Origin of the sequence: Pseudomonas mucoides (genome assembly GCF_015461845.1) — a bacterium.
Lineage (GTDB): Bacteria > Pseudomonadota > Gammaproteobacteria > Pseudomonadales > Pseudomonadaceae > Aquipseudomonas > Aquipseudomonas mucoides.
Window position 1 is genome coordinate 117,131 of record NZ_JACOPW010000002.1, and the last position, 18,635, is coordinate 135,765.

Consider the following 18,635-nt stretch of genomic DNA (forward strand, 5'->3'; position numbering starts at 1 on the left):
CTCATCCTGATTTCCGGCATTCTAACCTTGCGAGGAAGCTGGCGAGAACAGCCGTCATGGCAATTAACTATCAAACACGCCTTTTTTTAAGTTCAAGGGGTACTGGCGTGCAGTTGCCGTCCCAAATGACCGATCAACCAGGCGACGCTGTCGGCGTTGCCAAGTAGTACTTTCAACCTGATCAGTGGGTCCCTTTTAAACGTGTGGCGGGCCTCGCTCAGGTTTTCTGCGCCGGTCAGCGTCAAAACGTGTTCTTTGATCAGGTCAGTGTCTTCACTGGCTGTATGACCCAGGTCTTCCCACTCACCAGTGTCAGGGTTTTGCGCCATGAACAGTTGGGTATAGGGCGTCTTTATGGACAGTGCGGTGTCTTGAAGCGTGGTCAACGCGCTTTTGAGCTGTTTGGCATCCTGTGTCACTGTTCCGATCAGGTCTGCGAATGGGCGGCCGGTGTCGAGGTATGAAATATCGAGGGTTTTACAGACGATGTGTGAGAGCTCATGAATGAGGGTCATCGAACGGCTATGGGCGCCGATGGGGAAGTGCACGTCGCTGAGGTGCGAGCGGTAGTGTTCGTAGCTGGAAGCGAAAAATTTTTCCGCCAGGTAAATTTTGCGTTTTGGGTCTTTCGGCGTAATGAAGCCGAAGGTGTTTTCTGCATCCTCGATCACCCTGCCGATCGTAAATCGACTGGAGTTGGCCGTTCTGAGCGTCGGGTCGAGCAACGCTGAAAATATTTCCTCCACGACTTTTTCAAGCTGCTCCACATGCGCGGGCAGAACTTGCGACACGCCTATAAAGTCGGTGATGAGTTGGTGCACCGGGGTCACCGCAGTGTCGGTAGTCTTTAGTAATTGCAGGTTTCGAAAGCTGTTCCAGGCATAGGTGGTTGCCAGGTCCAGTGCTTCATCGATCTGACGTGCCTTGTACGGAAACAATCGCCGGATCTGTGCCATCCCGCGGGCATCGACGTTCATGCCTCCCCAAACGGCCATTACGGTGTCCAATCGGTCGATAAGGTTGAAGCGGGACGCCAGCCTCTGGCGGTCCAGGACCCATTGTTTTACGGTGTTTTGGCGCAGAAAAGGCACACTTTTTTGGCTGCCTGCAATGCGCCAACGGGTGTCAAGCTTGACGACCGGATAGACGTTTCCTTCAACGGGCGCGTAGTGTTTTCCGGAGGCTGGATGAGTGTAGAGCCCAAGTGTCGAGTCGGAGGTCAGTGAATTGAGATCGACGTCGATGCTTTCATGGCGCTTTAACTGCGTGCGTTCGAGGGCGGTGGTATTGACCTCATGCCAGCTAAATCGGTTAGCGGACGACGTCGGAGGCGCTGCCCCCGTTACTGCGGGTAATTGCACTTGATCGCCTGCTAATTGCCGCAACGAAGCCAGTTGAGCAATACCGTCGATGAAGGCACTTATTGCAGCCCCCCATTTATGGGTTTGAAGGTCTTCGGCAGATTGCTTGATGTCGCGGTAACTGCGCCACACGGTCATGGGGTAAGCGAGTTTCCCCATGAAAAACGAATAAGCCTCGTGCAGGTCTTCGCCCAGTACGTGTTTGATGGTTTCCCATTCGCCCTGGTTTTTGTCGTCGGACTGACAACCGAGCAGTCGGCCCAGTAGCGCAGCGTTGTCTTTGAACAACTGGCTGAAGAGGTGGCCCTTGATCGGACTGGACGCCAATGTGACTTCTTGAGGCGGCTTGTCGGAAGTAGCCGTTACGGCTCGAGTAACGCGGTTGTGAGTGGTCGCCATCCGGTTTTCAAGCACCGTCCGGTCAGACGGCGTCAGGTTCATGAGGATCCAGTCAAGCAGCGGTCCGCGAGTCTTCAACTCTGTCAGTAACTGAACTTCACTTTCATATTCCTTTATCCCATGACGGGGACTGTGCGGTGCGACAAGGACGTGGGGGGCTGCGCTATCGGTGGCTGAGCCGATCAGGTAGACACCGGGCACTTTGATCGTCTGTGCGCTCTTGATCCCCAAGAGCTCGAGCGGGCGGATAATGGCATGGGCACCTTCGACCGCCGCGCGAGCGATGGCGTCGGGCATGTCCATGATTTGCCGGATCAGATCAAAGCCTTTTTCGCTCAGGCGTTCCTGCAGTTTTTCCGTGTGAGCGTAATGCATCAGTTGCCAAGGCAATTGTCTGTAAAAGCACTTTCTGCGATCGGCGTTGGCCGGGGTATCAGCAAGGGCTTCACTCAGTATTTTCTGCTGATGCTCCCCCGGCTTAAGATTTCGTATCAGGTCTTTGATGTACTGTTCGTTCATCCCCTCGGGAATGACACTGGTATCCAGCGATTGCAGTTTGAATCGGGCCTGATCCAGCTCCTTCATAGCCGTCAATGCGAAGTCGGTCAGGGTTTGAGTCCGGGCCGGCGACGTCAGACGTGCGCTGATCTGGACCTGGACCTTGTCCGGATCAATGTTGAAGGCGTCCGCCTTGAGTTGTTTTTCAAGCGCTGCGTGAGCCGTACGCTGCAGTGATCGCAGGCCGCTCAGGTAATCCTCGTCGTCTTTGACGTTGTCGAGGTATTGCTGAAGCAGTTCGCCATGCAGCACCAGATCTTCAATGGACGCTTTGGCGAGCCATGCCGGAAGTTTTTGCTGCGTCGTCAGGGACTGGGCAATGTCCGACGCGCGACCTAACCCTGTCAGCGGCTCACGTAGCGCCACCAGATTCAGAAGATCAGGCAGCCGCGCGGGGGGGAGTGGCGTGGCCAATGCGCGGGTAATGCATGCCTGGTCCAGATGGACGTAAGGCTTTTGGAGGTGATCGAGAAAGTGCCCGTGTATCCGCTGCAGTGGCGCCAGCACATACGTCCTGCCGGCCATTCGCTCGCTACGACCAAGGTTTTCCAGAAGGGTTAAACGCAGAGTGTCATCCTTGAGGCGCTGATCAAGTTCGGTCTGCAACTGTGACAGTGTCTTGAACGCTTCGAATCCCGATGCCGGCGTCCACAAAATCGCCTTGCCCGAGTGCTTCAGGTCCAGGCCTCCTCGTTCAGTCAGCACAAAACAACTCGCCAGCTTCAATGGGGTCGTCACGTCGCCGGCCTTCAATGCCAGGGAAAATACGTCTGGCAAGAAACCGTTTAACGCCGCTCGCTGCAGGTGTATCGGGCTATCGAGCACCGTTTTGATGATTGCCTGCTCGGTCGCGCCCAAGGTGCGTGTCACCGTGTGTAGCTTCAATTCGCTGCGCAATGCCGTTGACAGGGTATGCGTAAAACTCGATTGCAAGTCCGCCACGGATGAGTCGAGGAGGCTTTCTACTCGAGCGAGTGTATTGACGCCGACGGGAATGACCGGGTGTTGTTTACGCCGTTGATCGAGCGCCTGCCCAACCGAATCGAGCAGTGTCATCTGCTCTTTGGCTGAATCGGCTCGCACCGTTGCCGGTTGCCCGCTAATGCGCTGATCGACCCGTGTACTCCAGCGGCCTGTGGAAGCGGTGGCCAGCAGTCGACCATCAATAAGACCACGCACGTCCAGAGCATTATCCAGCAGGGCATGTGGGGAGAGCGTGCCTTCACTTTCACGGTAACGACTCAAGGCATGACTGAGGTTGTCCTGTTGCTTGTGAAGGATGTCGGTCATGACTTGGTCAAATACCGGGCCGACGAGGGGACTGCCTTCAATCAGGCGCTCCTGCGGCTCCATGCCCAGAAGGGTGAGACGTTCATCCAGCGACATGAAGTTGAGCAGCGCATCTTCGTGACCTTCACTGTTCATCATCTGCAGTACGATCTTTTTGACCGCTGACAAATTGTCAGTCGCTTCGATACCTCGGGAGGGGGTGTATAGAAACCCCAAGGTGTCGGCGCCCCCGATCATCAAGGTCGAGGCCAGTTCCACGAAATGCTTGAACGGGGCCGTCACCCTGACTTTTTCGATGCGCAACGTCGCATCCCCGGGTTCTTGGCAGACCTTCATCAGTTGCAGATACTCCTGCGTGGTCAAAATGCCGTCCTGGCGCTGGAGCAGAAGTTTCAGTTGGAACGTATCGCGCAGGCCCTCGCTGAAAAACGCCAGGCGTGGCATCCCATTGCTCATGGCGGTGTTCCAGAACATGTCGAGCAGGCTGTACAAGTGAGGGGTGAAACTTTGGGCGATTTCTTTGACTGCGCTTTCCCAGGCCTGGTTATCGGCGTCACTGCTCACGCCGTGACCGGGATGCTCAAAGACCCTGGAGTCGCCGGGGGGCCACTGGTTGGTCAGGTAAAAGTGCAGGAGGGCATCGCCCAGTGAAAGCGAAGAGGTCGTGTGCTCATAGTCACCCCCGTCGAAGGCTGACACTGTACTGATAAACGTCTTCAGTCGAGTCAGGCGCTGGTCCAGTGCTGGAAACGGCTTGTACAACGCGTTTTTCAGGGTGTCGTTGAGCATAGACTGCAGCGTGGGCATCTTGAGCAGCTCGCCCATCATCGTCTTGATGTTTTGAGCTTGATTGGTATCAAGGGTGAGCTGCTGGTCCTGGAACACCGCGCCTTCGATTGTTGTTGTGCAAATGTCAGGCACTGTGGCAACGGCTATAGCGCTACGTTGTTCAATGGAGAGGAAACGCAGCAGAGCAACCTTGTCGGTCGGCGACGCCAACCACTCCTTGAGCTTGCGTTTCAGCTCGTTCATGTCCGCAAACTTGATCAAGCCTTTCCATGGCGTGTAGAGCGTGACTTCTCCATCCTTGGGGCGGCCCATGGCGAAAGCGCCGGCCAGTGGGACGTCCGCCGTGTCCGGCACGGTCAGCCACAACCGGGAGACGTGCATGGGGTTGTTATGCGCGGTGCGGGCTACTTCGGTGGCCAGGTAAACGTTCTTGAGCCATTGCAGGTCATCCAGCGTGAAGTTCAGCGCCTTTTCGCGGTTACCGGGTTCTCGGGCACTGGAGGCAGTTTGTGCCTCGTCGAAAAAATACGGCATTGAAGGAGCGGTCATGATGTCCTCGATGTGCGGGGATCCGCAGGTCGCAGTCGTTAAGTCGAGGAATAACGGTACGGCCGCTATCTGGCTCATGTGCGGTACATATTGCTTGAGCCAATCTGGCTGCCGAGACTTGACAGGACGCCGGTACAACAGCGCTTAATCGGCGACTCTTTTCAGGTTGCCTTGCAACCTCGCTTCACCCTGTTGCCCGCACCCAATAATAAAACTGGAGCTTCAGATGACCGCATCGCCCGAAATGGCCGTCAGTTCGAACACCCAAACGCTCGATTTCGACGCGCTCGTTCAATTGCTCGAACAGATTTTTCTACGTCATGGCACCTCTGCCGACGTCGCCAAAACCCTGGCCCTCAACTGTGCCGGCGCCGAACGCGACGGTGCTCACAGCCATGGCGTGTTCCGCATTCCGGGTTATGTCTCGACCCTGAACAGCGGCTGGGTCAATGGCCAGGCCGTGCCAGTGGTCGAAGACGTGGCCTCAGGATTCGTGCGCGTCGACGCCGGCAATGGTTTTGCCCAACCGGCCCTGGCGGCCGCACGCTCCCTGTTGATGGAAAAGGCGCGCAGCGCCGGCATTGCGGTGCTGGCGATTCGCAACTCGCACCATTTCGCCGCCTTGTGGCCAGACGTCGAGCCCTTTGCCTACGAAGGGCTGGTGGCGCTCAGCGTGGTCAACAGCATGACTTGCGTGGTGCCGCACGGTGCCGATCGTCCGTTGTTCGGCACCAACCCGATCGCGTTCGCCGCCCCGCGCGCGGATGGCGAGCCGATTGTCTTTGACCTGGCCACCAGCGCCATTGCCCATGGCGATGTGCAGATCGCGGCCCGCAAGGGCGAGCGTTTGCCGGAAGGCATGGGTGTGGACAGCCTCGGCCAGCCGACACAGGACCCGAAAGCGATTCTCGAGGGTGGCGCACTGCTGCCGTTTGGCGGGCACAAAGGTTCTGCCCTGTCGATGATGGTGGAATTGTTGGCGGCGGCGCTGACCGGCGGCAATTTTTCCTTTGAGTTCGACTGGTCGAACCATCCCGGCGCCAAGACACCATGGACTGGCCAACTGTTGATCGTCATCGACCCGAGCAAGGCCGCCGGGCAAAACTTTGCCGAGCGCAGCCAGGAACTGGTGCGGCAGATGCACGGCGTGGGGCTCAAGCGCCTGCCGGGTGATCGCCGCCATTCGCAACGGGCCAAGTCCGCGGCTCAAGGTATTGCGCTCGACACCGAGACGCTGGCGAACCTGCGGGCACTCGCGCAGTAACACAAGCCTGTGTAGCCTTCGGCAGCTGCTACGAGTCGGTGTTAGGCGGGTATGAAAAAGGCGAGCCAATGGCTCGCCTTTTTACTGTGCAAAGCGGGGAGGCTTAGCGCCGACCCAGCAACAACCCGACCACCAGCCCGAATCCGGCAGAAATGGCCACGGTTTGCCATGGATGACCGCCGATGTAGGTTTCGGTGGCTTCGACGGCAGGTTTTGTGCGGTCACGCACGCTGCTGACCGAATCCCGTGCCTGCTGGAGTTTCTGGGCGATTTGCTCACGCAGGGTTTCTGCTTCCTCGCCGACCAGCGCGGCGCTGCTGTTCAGCAGTTTTTCCGATTCTTCGATCAGCGTGGTCAGCTCGCTGAATGCCAGATCCTTGATTTGGTCTTCGGCGGTTTGTGCAGCGGTTTTGCGAGCCATTGAGGTACTCCTTGCAGGTAAGTAGGCAGTGAACAATGGAGTCTGGCGCGGGTGAAAAAGTTGCAGTGGATTTCCCCGTCGAGCCTGCCGGACAGAAAATTCCTGAGTCGGACGTTTCGTCCTACAGTGTAAGATGTCGCCTATTTTACGCAGCAGGACATTCCAATGAGCTTCAATCTGGCCGATAAACCCCTCGCCGAGCGCGCGGCGCTGGAAGATGAAAAATCCCGTCTGTTCGACCTCTGGCAAAGCAACCTGGGCAAATCCAAGGGCGAAGCCGCGCGGCTATTTGGTGAACGCGCCAAACGCAAAGGCAAGTGGTCCGAATGGGTCCGCGCCGAACTCGACGCAATGTCGCCGCCGGAATACGCCAACATGGTGCGCAGTGAAGTCAATCGCCTCATGGCGGCCAACAAGTAAGGCGGGGCTTCAGGCGAAACACGCGACAATTGCTTCGCGCACTTTCAATACCACCGGGTCGAGTTGGGTGCTGGTGCGCCAGCCCAGTTCGATCGGGTAACGCGGCAAGGCCAAAGGGCAGGGCAGCAGCGCCAGACCACTGAGCGCCGCAATGCTCTGAGCGGCATGCGCGGGAATGGTCGCCACCGCCTGACTGCCTTTGAGCAAGTGCGGCAGCGCGGCAAAATGCGTGGTCGACGCACACACCCGACGACTCAAGCCCAGCGCCGCCAGCCCTTCATCGGTGATGCCGATAAAACCACCGGACGAGACCAGGAGGTGTTCGCGTGCGACGAATTCTTCAAGGCTGAGGGTTTGTTGTGCTTCGGCGAGGCTGGCGCGATCCACCAGACACAGATATCCGCCTTCTCCCAATACTTGACGGCTGAGCAAACGCTCGGCAAATCCACCGGCGGTGACCGCCAGATCGATGCTGCGCTCCATCAAGGCATGGCCGACGATCTGGCTGTGGGTTTGGCGGAAGATCAGCCGCAGCTTTGGCGCAGTCCGCGCGATTTCATCGATCAATCGCCGACCATAGGCGATCTCGAAATCGTCCGACATCCCCACCGACACTGAACGGCCATCGTACTGATGGGCCGCCGGATCGACCATCGCCAGGCTCTGGCGGCATTTGTTCAGCGCATCGCTGACCACCGGTTTCAATTGATTGGCCTTGAGCGTCGGTGCCAGTCCGCGGCCGGTGCGCACGAATAGCTGATCGCCATAGACCTCGCGCAACCTGCGCAAGGCGGCACTGACTGCCGATTGCGTCACGCCCAGACGCAAGGCCGCTCGGCTGGCGCTGGACTCTTCATGCAGGGCTTCGAAGACTTTGAGCAGGTTGAGGTCGACGTTGGCGATATTCATAGTGTTCATATCATTCAGCAACGAATCGGGCTTTATTCATGATCCCGCGGCGCCGGAGAATGAGCAATACCTGATGCCAATGGAGTCACTGCGATGCCCAAATCAATCGTTGCTGCGCTGCAAATCGGTGCCTTGCCCGGTGGCAAGGCTGACACTCTGGAACAGATTCTTGCCTGGGAAAAAGCCATTACTGAATCCAACGCCCAATTGGTAGTAATGCCCGAAGCATTGCTCGGCGGTTACCCCAAGGGCGAAGGATTTGGTACGCAACTGGGTTATCGACTGCCGGAAGGGCGTGAAGCGTTTGCCCGGTATTTCGCCAACGCCATCGATGTACCCGGCGCCGAGACTGAAGCCCTGGCCGGGTTGTCGGCACGGACCGGGGCCAACCTGGTGATTGGCGTGATCGAACGTGCGGGCAGCACGCTGCACTGCACGGCGCTGTACTTCGACCCGCAGGCCGGACTGGTCGCCAAACACCGCAAGCTGATGCCCACTGGCACCGAACGGTTGATCTGGGGCAAGGGCGATGGCTCGACGTTGCCTGTGATCGACAGTCAGGTCGGGCGTATCGGTGCGGTGATTTGTTGGGAAAACATGATGCCGCTGCTGCGCACCGCGATGTACGCCAAAGGCATTGAAGTGTGGTGCGCGCCGACGGTAGACGAGCGCGAGATGTGGCAGGTCAGCATGCGTCACATCGCCCATGAAGGACGCTGCTTTGTGGTGAGCGCCTGCCAGGTTCAGGACTCACCCCAGGCCTTGGGTGTGGAGATTGCCAACTGGCCGGCGGATCGGCCGTTGATTGCTGGCGGGAGTGTGATTGTCGGGCCGATGGGTGACGTATTGGCGGGGCCGTTGCGTGACGGCGCAGGTCTGCTCACGGCGGAAATCGACACGGACGCTTTGATTCGTGCGCGGTATGACTACGACGTGGTGGGGCATTATGCGCGGCCGGATGTGTTTGAGCTGACGGTGGATGAGCGCGCCAAACCCGGTGTCCGCTTCAACACATAACCCCCCTGTAGGAGTGAGCCTGCCCGCGATAGCGGTGTAGCAGTCGACAAGTGTATTACCTCAAACGACGCCATCGCGAGCAGGCTCACTCCTACAGGAGAATTGTGGTGTTTACGATTGCGGGGTTTGCCGGGGGATTGCCGCCGCTCCCGGCAGGCTGAGTTTGCCCGTGTCCGTGAAACGCATCGTGCCGAACAATCCGCCAGCCAGCTTGCCGCGCAACACGTAAGGCAAGTCATTCAGCGATTGCGTCTGGCTCAGCCCGAGGGTTTGGCGCAGCACCGAAAACGCCGAAACGCTGACCGGCACCGTCAGCACCGTTTCAGAGAAGCGCGCAATCGACCCCGACTGATCGCTCACCCCCGAAGCCAGCGGCTGTCCATTGACCTCCAGGTCCAGCGCCACGCCGTTGTAGTCGATGGAGCTGTCATTGGGGTTCTGCACGCGGATTTTCACCGCAAAACGAATTTCCATGCCCTGGCTTTGCAGCGGTTCGATGCCCACCACATTGATGTTCAATGGATCACGATTGGGGAGCAGGGCGCAGGCGCTCAGAGACAACAACAGCAGGGAAAGGATGATGGCGTGAACGCGGCGCATAAAAACTCTCGAAAAGAAAAGGGCTGAACCGCTCAAGATTAAGCCCTTGAGCCTTACGGGCGGTCCAACGGTGCGACAGCCCCAGGCGTTGCGGGTTCAGCCTTGGCCGGTACATCAGGGTTTTCCATGACCTGCAGGATCGAGGCTTCCGGATCGAAATCGTCTTCTTCCAGTGCCATGAACTCCTCGGGCAGGAAGATGTTCAGCACGATAGCGCACAACGCCCCGACGGTAATGGGCGATTCAAAAATGTTGTGCAGTGCCAGCGGCAACTCGCGCAGCACCTCAGGCACCGCCGCCACGCCCAGGCCCAGGCCGAGGGAAATCGCCACGATCAGCATGTTGCGGCGATGCAGGCCGGCTTCGGCGAGGATCTTGATCCCGGCTACCGCGACGGTGCCGAACATCACCAGTTCGGCGCCGCCAAGCACCGGTTTTGGCATCAGTTGCAGCACCGCGCCGATCATCGGGAACAACCCCAGCAGCACCAGCAAACCGGCAATGAAGAACGCCACGTAACGACTGGCCACGCCGGTGAGCTGGATCACGCCGTTGTTCTGCGCAAACGTGACCATCGGCATGCTGTTGAACACGGCGGCCATGGCGGAGTTGAGGCCGTCGGCGAGCAGGCCGGACTTGATCCGGCGAATGTAAATCGGGCCCTTGACCGGTTGCCGGGAAATCATCGAGTTGGCGGTCAGATCACCCGCAGCTTCCAGTGGCGAGACGAGAAAAATCACCGCGATCGGCACAAACGCGACCCAATCGAAGTTAAAGCCGTACTTGAACGGCACCGGCACGCTCATCAGCGGTACGTCGGGCAGGCTGGCGAAATTGACGTCGCCCATCAGCCACGCCACGACGTAACCCAGGGTCAGGCCGATGACGATGGCGCCGAGGCGTAGAAACGGCACATCGACCCGGTTCAGCAGCACAATCGTGCCGAGCACCAAAGCCGCCAGCGCCAGATGACTGGCCGCGCCAAGGTCCGCCGCACCGAAGCCGCCAGCAATGTCAGTCATGGCCACTTTGACCAACGACAGGCCCATCAACGTGATGATCGTGCCGGTGACCACCGGGGTGATCAGCATCCGCAACTTGCCGATGAACTGGCTCAGCGCGACTTCAATGAACGCCGCAAAAAAGCACACGCCAAAGATCGTCGAGAGGATTTCATCGGTGCCGCCACCGCGAGCCTTGACCATGAACCCGGCACTGAGAATCACACTGATAAAGGAAAAACTGGTGCCTTGCAGGCACAGCAAACCAGAACCGACCGGGCCAAAGCGCCGGGCTTGAACAAAGGTGCCCAGGCCGGAAACGAACAACGCCATGCTGATCAGGTACGGTATTTCGCTTTGCAGGCCGAGGGCGCCACCCATGATCAGGGTCGGGGTGATGATGCCGACAAAACTCGCCAATACATGCTGCAGGGCGGCGAAGACGGTGGCGGTCAGGTGCGGGCGGTCGTTGAGGCCGTAAATCAGGTCGTTGTTGCGCAAAACGGGGGCTTTTTCAGAGGCGGTCATGGTGGGTTGCGTGCCAAACGGCGGGCCGGGTCAGAAAATGGAGGCGCAGAATGCCAGCAGTGGGCACTGAGGGCAACGAACAATAACTGCCTGAAAGGTCAGGTTTTACTGAAGGCTGCGAGCAAATCCTGCTCAAACGCCTTCTGCGCATCCCCCGGCACTTGAGCGCGATGCCGTGCGAGATGAAACGCCACTTCAAAACTCATATCGCTCTGGCGCACGGCACGCAATAAACCTTTGTCTTCCCAACTGCGGGCGAAGTGATTGGGCAAATAACCGACATGCTTGCCGGACAGAATGAAGGCAAGGGTGCCTTCGACCTGTTCCGAGCGCGCCGAACATAATTTGCCCTGGAACGGCTCGTCACTGCGCAGGAAACGGTAAGGGTGATCGACCCGGTCGCAGGCTTGCAGCGCCTCGTCGGTCGGCGCGTCATCCGTGAACAATGGGTGACCGGGAGCGCAATACAGGTGCTGGGTTTCAGTGAACAGTTCGCGATAGTCAAACGCGCTTTGCACCTGGGAGAAATAGCCGATGGCCAGGTCCAGCCGTTGCTGCAGCAGCAAGCGTTCCATTTCGCCGGGCATGGCACTGATCAGTTCGATGCGCACCGACTCGTCCCGTTCGCGAAAACGCCGGATCGCATCGGCCACCTGTTGCAGCACCGATTGATCAAGGGCTTCGGACAGCCCCAGGCGCACTTCGCCAATCAATCTGCCGGCCACACCGTTGGATTGATGTCGAAACGCTTCGATGGATTCAAACAGTCCGCGTGTCGCGGTCAATAGCTGCTCGCCCTTGGGCGTAATCTTGAATCCACCCTTGCCGCGACTGCACAGGCGATAACCGAGCCGGGTTTCCAGCTTGGCCATTTGCTGGCTGATGCTGGATTGGCTCAGGCCCAGTTCACCCTGGGCCGCGCTGAAGCCGCCGCACTCGACCACACGGACAAACAGGCGCAGCAGTTGCAGGTCGAGGTCGTGTAGTTGCCCGAGCATCAAACATTACTCCGCCATAAAGTCAGGTTAACAAACTTGATATTTCGTCAATGTAACCGAGCGCGCAACCTGCAACCACTTCTCTGGTCAGGTGTTCGTCATGGCTCCCATGTTCAAGCTGTGTTTCCCCACGTTGTTCCTCGCCATGGCGGTGTCGGCTCAGGCGCAGGAAAAGACCGTCAACCTCTACAGCTGGTCCGACTACGTGGCGCCCGAAACCTTGCAGGCGTTCGAAAAGGAAACCGGGATTCACGTGCGCTACGACACGTTCGACTCTTCGGAAGTGCTGGAAACCAAACTGCTGACGGGCGGCAGCGGGTATGACGTGGTGGTGCCGTCGTCCAGCGTGCTCGCCCGTGGTCTGGTGGCGGGTGCGCTGAAGGAAATTTCCCATGAAGGGCTCAAGGGTTACGCCAATCTTGACCCGGACCTGCTGGAAAAACTGGCCGCCGTCGATCCCGGCAATCGCTATGGCGTGCCCTATACCTGGGGCACGCTGGGTTTGGGGATGAACGTCGAAGCGGTGCAGAAGCGTCTGCCGAATGTACCGCTCAACAGCCTCGACCTGCTGTTCAAGCCGGAATACGCCAGCAAGCTGAAAGACTGCGGCATCGCGATTCTCGATTCGCCGCAGGAAGTCATCGGCCTGGCGCTGCACTATCTGGGTAAAGATCCCTACAGCACCGATAAAGCCGATCTGACAGCCGCCGAGGCGTTATTACATAAGCTGCAGCCAAATGTGCTGTACGTCGCCTCCGGCCGGCAGATCAACGACCTGGCCAATGGCAGCATATGCCTGGCGCTGACCTACAACGGTGATGCGAGCATGGCCGCTGATCAGGCACGCAAGGCCAACAAGCCGTTTGAGGTGGCGTACCGGATTCCCCAGGAAGGCACGCTGGTCTGGCAAGACAACCTGGCGATTCCCAAGGACGCGCCGCACCCCGAAGAAGCCCGGGCCTTCATCGAGTTCATGTTGCGCCCCGAATCCGTTGCGGCGTTGACCAACACGCTGTTCTTCGCCACGGCCAACCAGGCGGCAACTCCGCTGGTGGATGAAGCCGTGCGCACCGACCCGGACATCTTTCCACTGCCCGACATGCGCGCACGCCTGTACGCCGACCAAAGCATGAGCCTCAAGGACCTGCGGTCGCGCACGCGCCTGTGGACCACATTCCGTAGCCGCCAATAATTAAAAAGGAGATCACCATGGACGTCCCGATGCAAAACGATCAGGCCATGACCCGCGACAGCCTCTACGGGACTGCCGCCGAAAGCACCTACGCCGGTATCACCAGTTTCATGCGCCGTCGCTACAGCCGTGACTTGCGCGGGGTCGACGTCGCGGTCAGCGGCGTGCCGTTCGACACCGCCACCAGCAACCGTCCCGGCGCACGTTTCGGGCCACGTGGAATACGCGCCGCGTCCACCGCAATTGCCTGGGAACGCCACTGGCCGTGGACGTTTGATCCGTTCGATCATTTGGCCGTCATCGACTACGGCGATTGCGACTTCGATTACGGTTCGCCACACACGGTGCCAGAAAGTATTGAGGCCCACGCCGAACACATCCTGAACAGCGGCAGCGCGATGCTGACCTTCGGCGGCGACCACTTTATTACCTACCCGCTGCTCAAGGCCCATGCGCGTAAACATGGTGCGTTGTCGCTGATCCACTTCGACGCCCACAGCGACACCTGGCCGGATGAAGAGGGCAAGCGGGTCGACCACGGCACCATGTTCTGGCACGCGGCGAAGGAAGGGCTGGTGGATCCGGCGCGTTCGGTGCAGATCGGTTTGCGCACCACTAATGACGATCACCGGGGGTTCCAGGTGCTGGATGCGCGGCAGGTGCATCGTGAGGGTTGCGAGGCGATTGTCGAAGCGATCCGGGCGAGGGTAGGGGATAACCCGGTGTACCTGACGTTCGACATCGATTGCCTCGACCCGGCTTTTGCACCCGGCACCGGGACACCGGTTTGCGGGGGCTTGAGCACCGTGCAGGCGTTGGAGATTCTGGGTGGGTTACGCGGGATCAATCTGGTGGGCATGGACGTGGTGGAAGTCGCACCGGCCTATGACCACGCAGACATTACCTCGCTGGCGGCGGCGACATTGGCCATGGAAATGCTGTGCCTCTATGCCGCCCGCCACAGGGTCGACCGGTAAATACCGTAAAACCTGAAGGCGTGAGCCTGCTCGCGAAGAAGCCATCACATTCAATATTGAGGTTGAATGTCAGTCTGCTTTCGCGAGCCGGCTCGCTCCCACATTCTGATGGGTGTCAGGCCACCGGGATGATCGGCAGGTCGAGGGTATGGTCACCGCTAAACCGCGAAAAAGAGCCGGCAAGCGTTTCGTGCGGCACGCCTTTGGCCACATCGCTGGCGCCATCGAGTCGTGATAACTGATCCGCGTTCAACTGCACGTTCAATGCCCCCAGCGTCGCATCCAGTTGCTCACGGGTGCGCGAGCCCAGAATCGGAATCAGCGCAGTGCTCGAGCGCTGGGCTTTTGCCCGCAACCAGGCAATGGCCACGTGCGTCGCGCTCGCTTCCAGTTCGGCTGCAACGGCGAGCAGGGTGTCAAGAAGGGCCGTTTCCCGGGCGCCTTTTTCCGCATGAATCAACATGCCGAGTTTGGTCGCGCGATTGTCGCCATCGCTGGATCGGTACTTGCCAGTGAGAAAACCGCCACCCAATGGCGACCATAATGTGGCGGCCAGGCCCAAGGCTTCGGCCATCGGCAGTTGTTCACGTTCGGCCGTGCGTTCCGCCAGGCTGTATTCCACCTGAATCGCTGCAATCGGCGAAAAACCACGCACCTCGGCCAACACGTCGGCACGGGCGATACGCCACGCGGGGAAATTCGACAGCCCCGCGTAATGGATCTTGCCGGCGCGCACCAGATCATCGAAGCCGCGCAGGATTTCTTCCATGGGCGTCACGCCATCGCTCATGTGCGCCCAGAACAGGTCCAGGTGATCGGTCTTGAGCCGGGTCAAGCTTTCTTCCACGGCGCGAACCATGTTTTTGCGGTTGTTGCCGGTGTGGGAAATGCTCGCGGACGGTGTCGTCCCCAAGGTGTACTTAGTGGCGATGACCAGGCGATCGCGCTCTGCCGCGATAAATTCGCTGAGCATGACTTCCGACTGACCTGCCTGATACCCGTTGGCGGTGTCGATGAAGTTGCCGCCGGCCTCCAGATAACCATCGAAAATACGCTTCGCTTCGTCACGCTCGGCGCCATGCCCCCAACCCGTGCCGAAATTGCCGGCGCCCAGTGCCAGTTCCGAAACCCGCAAGCCGGTTTTGCGGCCGAACACTTTGTAATGCATGGAGTGACTCCTGAAAAAAGACGTCGGGATTGAATATAGATGTTTATCAACATGTATTAAATATGATGCTGATAATCTATGCCGTCAATGCGCTTTTCCTGAAGTGGCAAGACAGGCGACCACCGGACGTTTCGCTGCTGCCACTTTCTGACAGGGGCCTCTGCTAAGCTCCGACAATTAAGCCCCTACAACTTTTTCAGACAGAGCCAGTCCATCGTGTCGCGAACCACTCGTTTACTCACGTTGTTGCAAGTGCTGCGGGGCAAGAGTCGTCCGGTGACCGCCGCCACGCTCGCCAGTGAACTGGAGATTTCCGAACGCACGCTGTACCGCGACATCGCCGAACTCACCGCACTCGGCGCGCCGATCTTCGGCGAAGCGGGGGTGGGTTACGTGCTGCGCAGCGGTCTGTTTTTGCCGCCCTTGATGCTCAATGCCGACGAGACCGAGGCCATCGTGTTGGGTTTGCGCTACGTCGATCAGCGTGGCGACGAGGTGTTGAGCAAAGCGGCGGCCGACGCATTGGCCAAGATTGCCGCCGTGTTGGCGCCTGAAGCCCAGGACGCGTTGCGCAACCCGACGGTGCTGCCCGGGCCACCCGGTTATGGCTATCCGGAAAATGTGGTGCCGTTGAGCGTGTTTCGCCAGGCTATCCGCGACCAGTCCAAGCTGAACATCGACTACGCCGACGCCAACAAAGTGCCCAGCCAGCGGCTGATCTGGCCACTGGCGTTGGGTTTTCTCAATGAAGTGCGGATCATTGTTGCCTGGTGCGAATTGCGCAGTGCCTACCGGACCTTTCGCACCGACCGGATTTGCGCCGCCAATGAGCCGGGCGAGCGTTATCCGGGGCGGCGCAGCGACTTGTTACGGGTCTGGCGCAAACAGATGCAACTGGATGAAGCGGGGCGTTTCACTCCTGACAAGAATTGACACAGGCTTGTCTTAGCATGGGTGCAGAATCAATAAACAAGGAGCCGCAACCATGTCCAATCCCGCCTCTTTACTGGCCCCCGCGATCGCCGCCTACATTGCCGCCGCCAATGCTCGCGACACCTCCAGGGTCGCCAGTTTTTTCGCCGAGGATGCCAATGTGTTCGATGAAGGCCAGCACCAGATCGGCACCCGCGCAATCGCCCAATGGATGGAAGAGACCGCGCAGCGCTATCAGCCCCGGGTCGAGGTGCTGAATGTTCAGCAACGCACCGGCAAGGTGCTGGTGCACAACCTGATCTCCGGCACCTTTCCCGGTAGCCCGCTGGAACTGCGCTACATGTTCCGCCTCAACGAACAGGGGAAGATCGCCCGACTGGACATCTCGCTGTAGCTCAATCCAACCCCGATCTTGTAGCAGCTTGCGTTCGCACGCAGCCGCAGCCTCGCGGTGCTCGACAGTTGCTACGGTCCTGATGCAGCCCTGAGGCGGTGGCGACAGTTCGGACGTATACTCCCGCGCATGAATGTCGACTCTCCGTTAAGCGCCTGGCAACACGCCATTGAAACCAAGGGTTTCGTCCAGGACGAAGCCCAGGAACACGCTGTGTGGGCACTGCAAAAATGCCACGAAGCCTTGCATGAAGGGCGAACGCCGATCACCGGCGTCTACCTGTGGGGACCGGTCGGGCGGGGCAAGACCTGGTTGATGGATCAGTTCTATCAAACCCTGCGCGTGCCGGCCCGGCGTCAGCATTTCCACCACTTCATGGGCTGGGTGCATCAGCGTTCGTTTCAACTGACCGGCACCGCCGACCCCTTGAAGGCGTTGGCGCGGGAGTTGAGTGAGGACGTGCGCGTCCTGTGTTTCGACGAGTTGTTCGTCAACGACATCGGTGACGCGATCATTCTCGGGCGCTTGTTTCAGGTGATGTTCGAGCAGGGCGTGGTGGTGGTATGCACCTCCAACCTGCCGCCGGATCAGCTCTACGCCGATGGCTTCAATCGCGACCGCTTTATGCCCGCGATCGAGGCGATCAAGCGGCACATGCAGGTGATCGCGGTGGAGGGCGGCGAAGACCACCGCCTGCATCCGGGCACCGCGTTGCAGCGCTACTGGGTGAGCGACGCCGCGCATCCCGATGCACTGGGGGACGTGTTCAAGGCCTTGACCGTGGGCCAGTCCGTGTCCCGCGATCCGGTGACCGTCGGCTACCGCCACGTCAATGTCCTGCAGGCCAGCGCTGGCGTGCTGTGGTGCCGTTATGCCGACCTGTGCGAACAACCTTTCTCGGCCATGGACTTCATGGCCCTGTGCGACACCTACAGCGCTATTCTGTTGAGTGAAGTGCCCAACCTCAGCGCACAAAAACGCGAAGGGCGCATCGCCCGAGGCACCGAAGATGCGGCCGAACACGTCGTTGCGGGAGACCGCGAGCTGCCGCAGCTGTCCGTGCACGACGATGGCGTGCGGCGCTTCATCGCGCTGGTGGACGAGTGCTACGACCGCAAAGTGCCGCTGTACCTCGAAGCGCAGGTGCCGATGGAGGCCCTGTACACCGAGGGTTATCTGGAATTCCCGTTCCGTCGCACGTTAAGCCGTTTGAAGGAAATGCAGCTGCAACGCTTTGCTGAAGCCTGATTTTCGGGAGCCGTGAACATGAATCAGCCCCTGTCTCACCATTTGCTGACCATGGCGTATCAAAACGCCTGGGCCAATTACCGACTGGCCAAGGCCTGGAGCCAGTTGACCCCGGCCGAGCTCGCGGCCCCGCGAGTCAGTTTCTTCCCCAGCCTCGTCGCCACCCTCAATCACATCCTGACCTGCGACTGGTTTTACGTGGACGCGTTGGAGCGCGAGTTGCGTGGTGATGATCCACACCCCGACTGCTACGTTTTTTTCAAGGAAGACGAGCCATGCAGCGTCGGTGCAGACCTCAAGCGCGAGCAATCGCTGGTGGACAATCGGTTGATTGCCTACTGCGAGCAATTGCGCGATACAGACCTGGGACGAATCGTCACCATCGCCCGGGACACGCCGCAACATGACAGCCGTTTACGTCTGCTGTCCCATCTGTTCGAACACCAGCTTCATCATCGTGGCCAGGTCCATGCCATGCTCAGCGGCACCTCGGTGGCACCGCCGCAACTGGATGAGTTTTTCTGCTCTGGCGAGTCGGGTTTGCGGGCGGCGGATTTTGCCGAACTGGGCTGGACCGAGACGCTGATCTGGGGTGTTTGAGGCAGGATCGGGTTGTCGG

At 59.2% G+C, this 18,635-nt stretch carries 16 protein-coding genes; 9 read left to right on the forward strand and 7 right to left on the reverse strand.

What is annotated here, in order from left to right:
• Nucleotides 1-92 precede the first annotated feature (92 nt).
• The gene (locus tag H8F22_RS09195) at nt 93-4,946 is read right to left on the reverse strand and encodes a dermonecrotic toxin domain-containing protein (protein ID WP_194939998.1); all 4,854 of its coding nucleotides are present in this window, start codon (nt 4,944-4,946) and stop codon (nt 93-95) included.
• Nucleotides 4,947-5,172: 226 nt separating this feature from the next.
• On the opposite strand from H8F22_RS09195, the gene H8F22_RS09200 reads away from it, so the two are divergent.
• Nucleotides 5,173-6,210 carry an Ldh family oxidoreductase gene (locus H8F22_RS09200; protein WP_059180913.1) on the forward strand — a complete coding sequence of 346 codons (1,038 nt, stop codon included), beginning with the start codon at nt 5,173-5,175 and terminating at the stop codon, nt 6,208-6,210.
• Between the two features lie 103 nt (nt 6,211-6,313).
• Here H8F22_RS09200 and H8F22_RS09205 read toward each other — a convergent pair whose 3' ends face one another.
• Nucleotides 6,314-6,631, reverse strand: coding sequence for a DUF883 family protein (locus H8F22_RS09205; protein WP_027923496.1), 318 nt, complete (start codon nt 6,629-6,631; stop codon nt 6,314-6,316).
• 165 nt (nt 6,632-6,796) lie between these two features.
• Here H8F22_RS09205 and H8F22_RS09210 point away from each other — a divergent pair, with 165 nt between their 5' ends.
• Nucleotides 6,797-7,051 (forward strand): hypothetical protein, encoded by a 255-nt coding sequence (locus H8F22_RS09210; RefSeq protein WP_027923497.1) that lies wholly within the window; start codon nt 6,797-6,799, stop codon nt 7,049-7,051.
• A gap of 9 nt (nt 7,052-7,060) precedes the next feature.
• Here the strand turns inward: H8F22_RS09210 and H8F22_RS09215 are convergent, their stop codons facing one another.
• Entirely contained in the window at nt 7,061-7,969 is a 909-nt protein-coding gene (locus tag H8F22_RS09215; RefSeq protein WP_194939999.1) for a LysR family transcriptional regulator, read from the reverse strand.
• An 84-nt stretch (nt 7,970-8,053) separates the two neighbouring features.
• Between H8F22_RS09215 and H8F22_RS09220 the strand changes: the two genes are divergently transcribed.
• Nucleotides 8,054-8,977, forward strand: a complete 924-nt coding sequence (locus tag H8F22_RS09220) for a carbon-nitrogen hydrolase family protein (RefSeq protein ID WP_194940000.1) — start codon at nt 8,054-8,056, stop codon at nt 8,975-8,977.
• Nucleotides 8,978-9,088: 111 nt separating this feature from the next.
• On the opposite strand, the gene H8F22_RS09225 is transcribed toward H8F22_RS09220, so the two are convergent.
• From H8F22_RS09225 to H8F22_RS09235, 3 genes are all read right to left on the reverse strand, one after another.
• Complete coding sequence (locus H8F22_RS09225) at nt 9,089-9,577, reverse strand: LEA type 2 family protein (protein WP_027923500.1); 489 nt, start codon at nt 9,575-9,577, stop codon at nt 9,089-9,091.
• Between the two features lie 53 nt (nt 9,578-9,630).
• Nucleotides 9,631-11,106: a nucleobase:cation symporter-2 family protein gene (locus H8F22_RS09230; RefSeq protein WP_027923501.1), complete on the reverse strand. Its 1,476-nt coding sequence runs from the start codon at nt 11,104-11,106 to the stop codon at nt 9,631-9,633.
• A 98-nt stretch (nt 11,107-11,204) separates the two neighbouring features.
• Nucleotides 11,205-12,104 (reverse strand): LysR family transcriptional regulator, encoded by a 900-nt coding sequence (locus tag H8F22_RS09235; protein WP_027923502.1) that lies wholly within the window; start codon nt 12,102-12,104, stop codon nt 11,205-11,207.
• A gap of 100 nt (nt 12,105-12,204) precedes the next feature.
• Here H8F22_RS09235 and H8F22_RS09240 point away from each other — a divergent pair, with 100 nt between their 5' ends.
• A complete protein-coding gene (locus H8F22_RS09240; RefSeq protein WP_027923503.1) occupies nt 12,205-13,296 on the forward strand; it encodes a polyamine ABC transporter substrate-binding protein in 1,092 nt (363 codons plus the stop codon).
• Between the two features lie 17 nt (nt 13,297-13,313).
• Nucleotides 13,314-14,273: an agmatinase gene (speB, locus tag H8F22_RS09245; protein WP_027923504.1), complete on the forward strand. Its 960-nt coding sequence runs from the start codon at nt 13,314-13,316 to the stop codon at nt 14,271-14,273.
• A 115-nt stretch (nt 14,274-14,388) separates the two neighbouring features.
• Here the strand turns inward: speB and H8F22_RS09250 are convergent, their stop codons facing one another.
• Nucleotides 14,389-15,441, reverse strand: a complete 1,053-nt coding sequence (locus H8F22_RS09250; RefSeq protein WP_059180909.1) for an aldo/keto reductase — start codon at nt 15,439-15,441, stop codon at nt 14,389-14,391.
• Between the two features lie 216 nt (nt 15,442-15,657).
• Between H8F22_RS09250 and H8F22_RS09255 the strand changes: the two genes are divergently transcribed.
• The 4 genes from H8F22_RS09255 to H8F22_RS09270 all read left to right on the forward strand — a co-directional run bounded on the left by H8F22_RS09255 (nt 15,658) and on the right by H8F22_RS09270 (nt 18,616).
• Nucleotides 15,658-16,374: a helix-turn-helix transcriptional regulator gene (locus H8F22_RS09255; RefSeq protein ID WP_059180908.1), complete on the forward strand. Its 717-nt coding sequence runs from the start codon at nt 15,658-15,660 to the stop codon at nt 16,372-16,374.
• Between the two features lie 52 nt (nt 16,375-16,426).
• Nucleotides 16,427-16,768 carry a nuclear transport factor 2 family protein gene (locus tag H8F22_RS09260; RefSeq protein WP_027923507.1) on the forward strand — a complete coding sequence of 114 codons (342 nt, stop codon included), beginning with the start codon at nt 16,427-16,429 and terminating at the stop codon, nt 16,766-16,768.
• Nucleotides 16,769-16,897: 129 nt separating this feature from the next.
• Nucleotides 16,898-18,016 (forward strand): cell division protein ZapE, encoded by a 1,119-nt coding sequence (gene zapE / locus H8F22_RS09265; RefSeq protein ID WP_027923508.1) that lies wholly within the window; start codon nt 16,898-16,900, stop codon nt 18,014-18,016.
• 18 nt (nt 18,017-18,034) lie between these two features.
• Nucleotides 18,035-18,616, forward strand: a complete 582-nt coding sequence (locus H8F22_RS09270) for a DinB family protein (RefSeq protein ID WP_027923509.1) — start codon at nt 18,035-18,037, stop codon at nt 18,614-18,616.
• Nucleotides 18,617-18,635: the final 19 nt, after the last annotated feature.

Excerpts from the sequence above, each read along its gene's own strand:
- H8F22_RS09210 (WP_027923497.1), top strand. The coding sequence starts at position 6,797 with ATGAGCTTCAATCTGGCCGATAAACCCCTCGCCGAGCGCGCGGCGCTG.
- H8F22_RS09205 (WP_027923496.1), bottom strand. The coding sequence starts at position 6,631 with ATGGCTCGCAAAACCGCTGCACAAACCGCCGAAGACCAAATCAAGGAT.
- H8F22_RS09220 (WP_194940000.1), top strand. The coding sequence starts at position 8,054 with ATGCCCAAATCAATCGTTGCTGCGCTGCAAATCGGTGCCTTGCCCGGT.
- H8F22_RS09200 (WP_059180913.1), top strand. The coding sequence starts at position 5,173 with ATGACCGCATCGCCCGAAATGGCCGTCAGTTCGAACACCCAAACGCTC.
- H8F22_RS09250 (WP_059180909.1), bottom strand. The coding sequence starts at position 15,441 with ATGCATTACAAAGTGTTCGGCCGCAAAACCGGCTTGCGGGTTTCGGAA.
- H8F22_RS09240 (WP_027923503.1), top strand. The coding sequence starts at position 12,205 with ATGGCTCCCATGTTCAAGCTGTGTTTCCCCACGTTGTTCCTCGCCATG.
- H8F22_RS09230 (WP_027923501.1), bottom strand. The coding sequence starts at position 11,106 with ATGACCGCCTCTGAAAAAGCCCCCGTTTTGCGCAACAACGACCTGATT.
- zapE (WP_027923508.1), top strand. The coding sequence starts at position 16,898 with ATGAATGTCGACTCTCCGTTAAGCGCCTGGCAACACGCCATTGAAACC.
- H8F22_RS09225 (WP_027923500.1), bottom strand. The coding sequence starts at position 9,577 with ATGCGCCGCGTTCACGCCATCATCCTTTCCCTGCTGTTGTTGTCTCTG.
- speB (WP_027923504.1), top strand. The coding sequence starts at position 13,314 with ATGGACGTCCCGATGCAAAACGATCAGGCCATGACCCGCGACAGCCTC.
- H8F22_RS09215 (WP_194939999.1), bottom strand. The coding sequence starts at position 7,969 with ATGAACACTATGAATATCGCCAACGTCGACCTCAACCTGCTCAAAGTC.
- H8F22_RS09260 (WP_027923507.1), top strand. The coding sequence starts at position 16,427 with ATGTCCAATCCCGCCTCTTTACTGGCCCCCGCGATCGCCGCCTACATT.
- H8F22_RS09235 (WP_027923502.1), bottom strand. The coding sequence starts at position 12,104 with ATGCTCGGGCAACTACACGACCTCGACCTGCAACTGCTGCGCCTGTTT.
- H8F22_RS09195 (WP_194939998.1), bottom strand. The coding sequence starts at position 4,946 with ATGACCGCTCCTTCAATGCCGTATTTTTTCGACGAGGCACAAACTGCC.
- H8F22_RS09270 (WP_027923509.1), top strand. The coding sequence starts at position 18,035 with ATGAATCAGCCCCTGTCTCACCATTTGCTGACCATGGCGTATCAAAAC.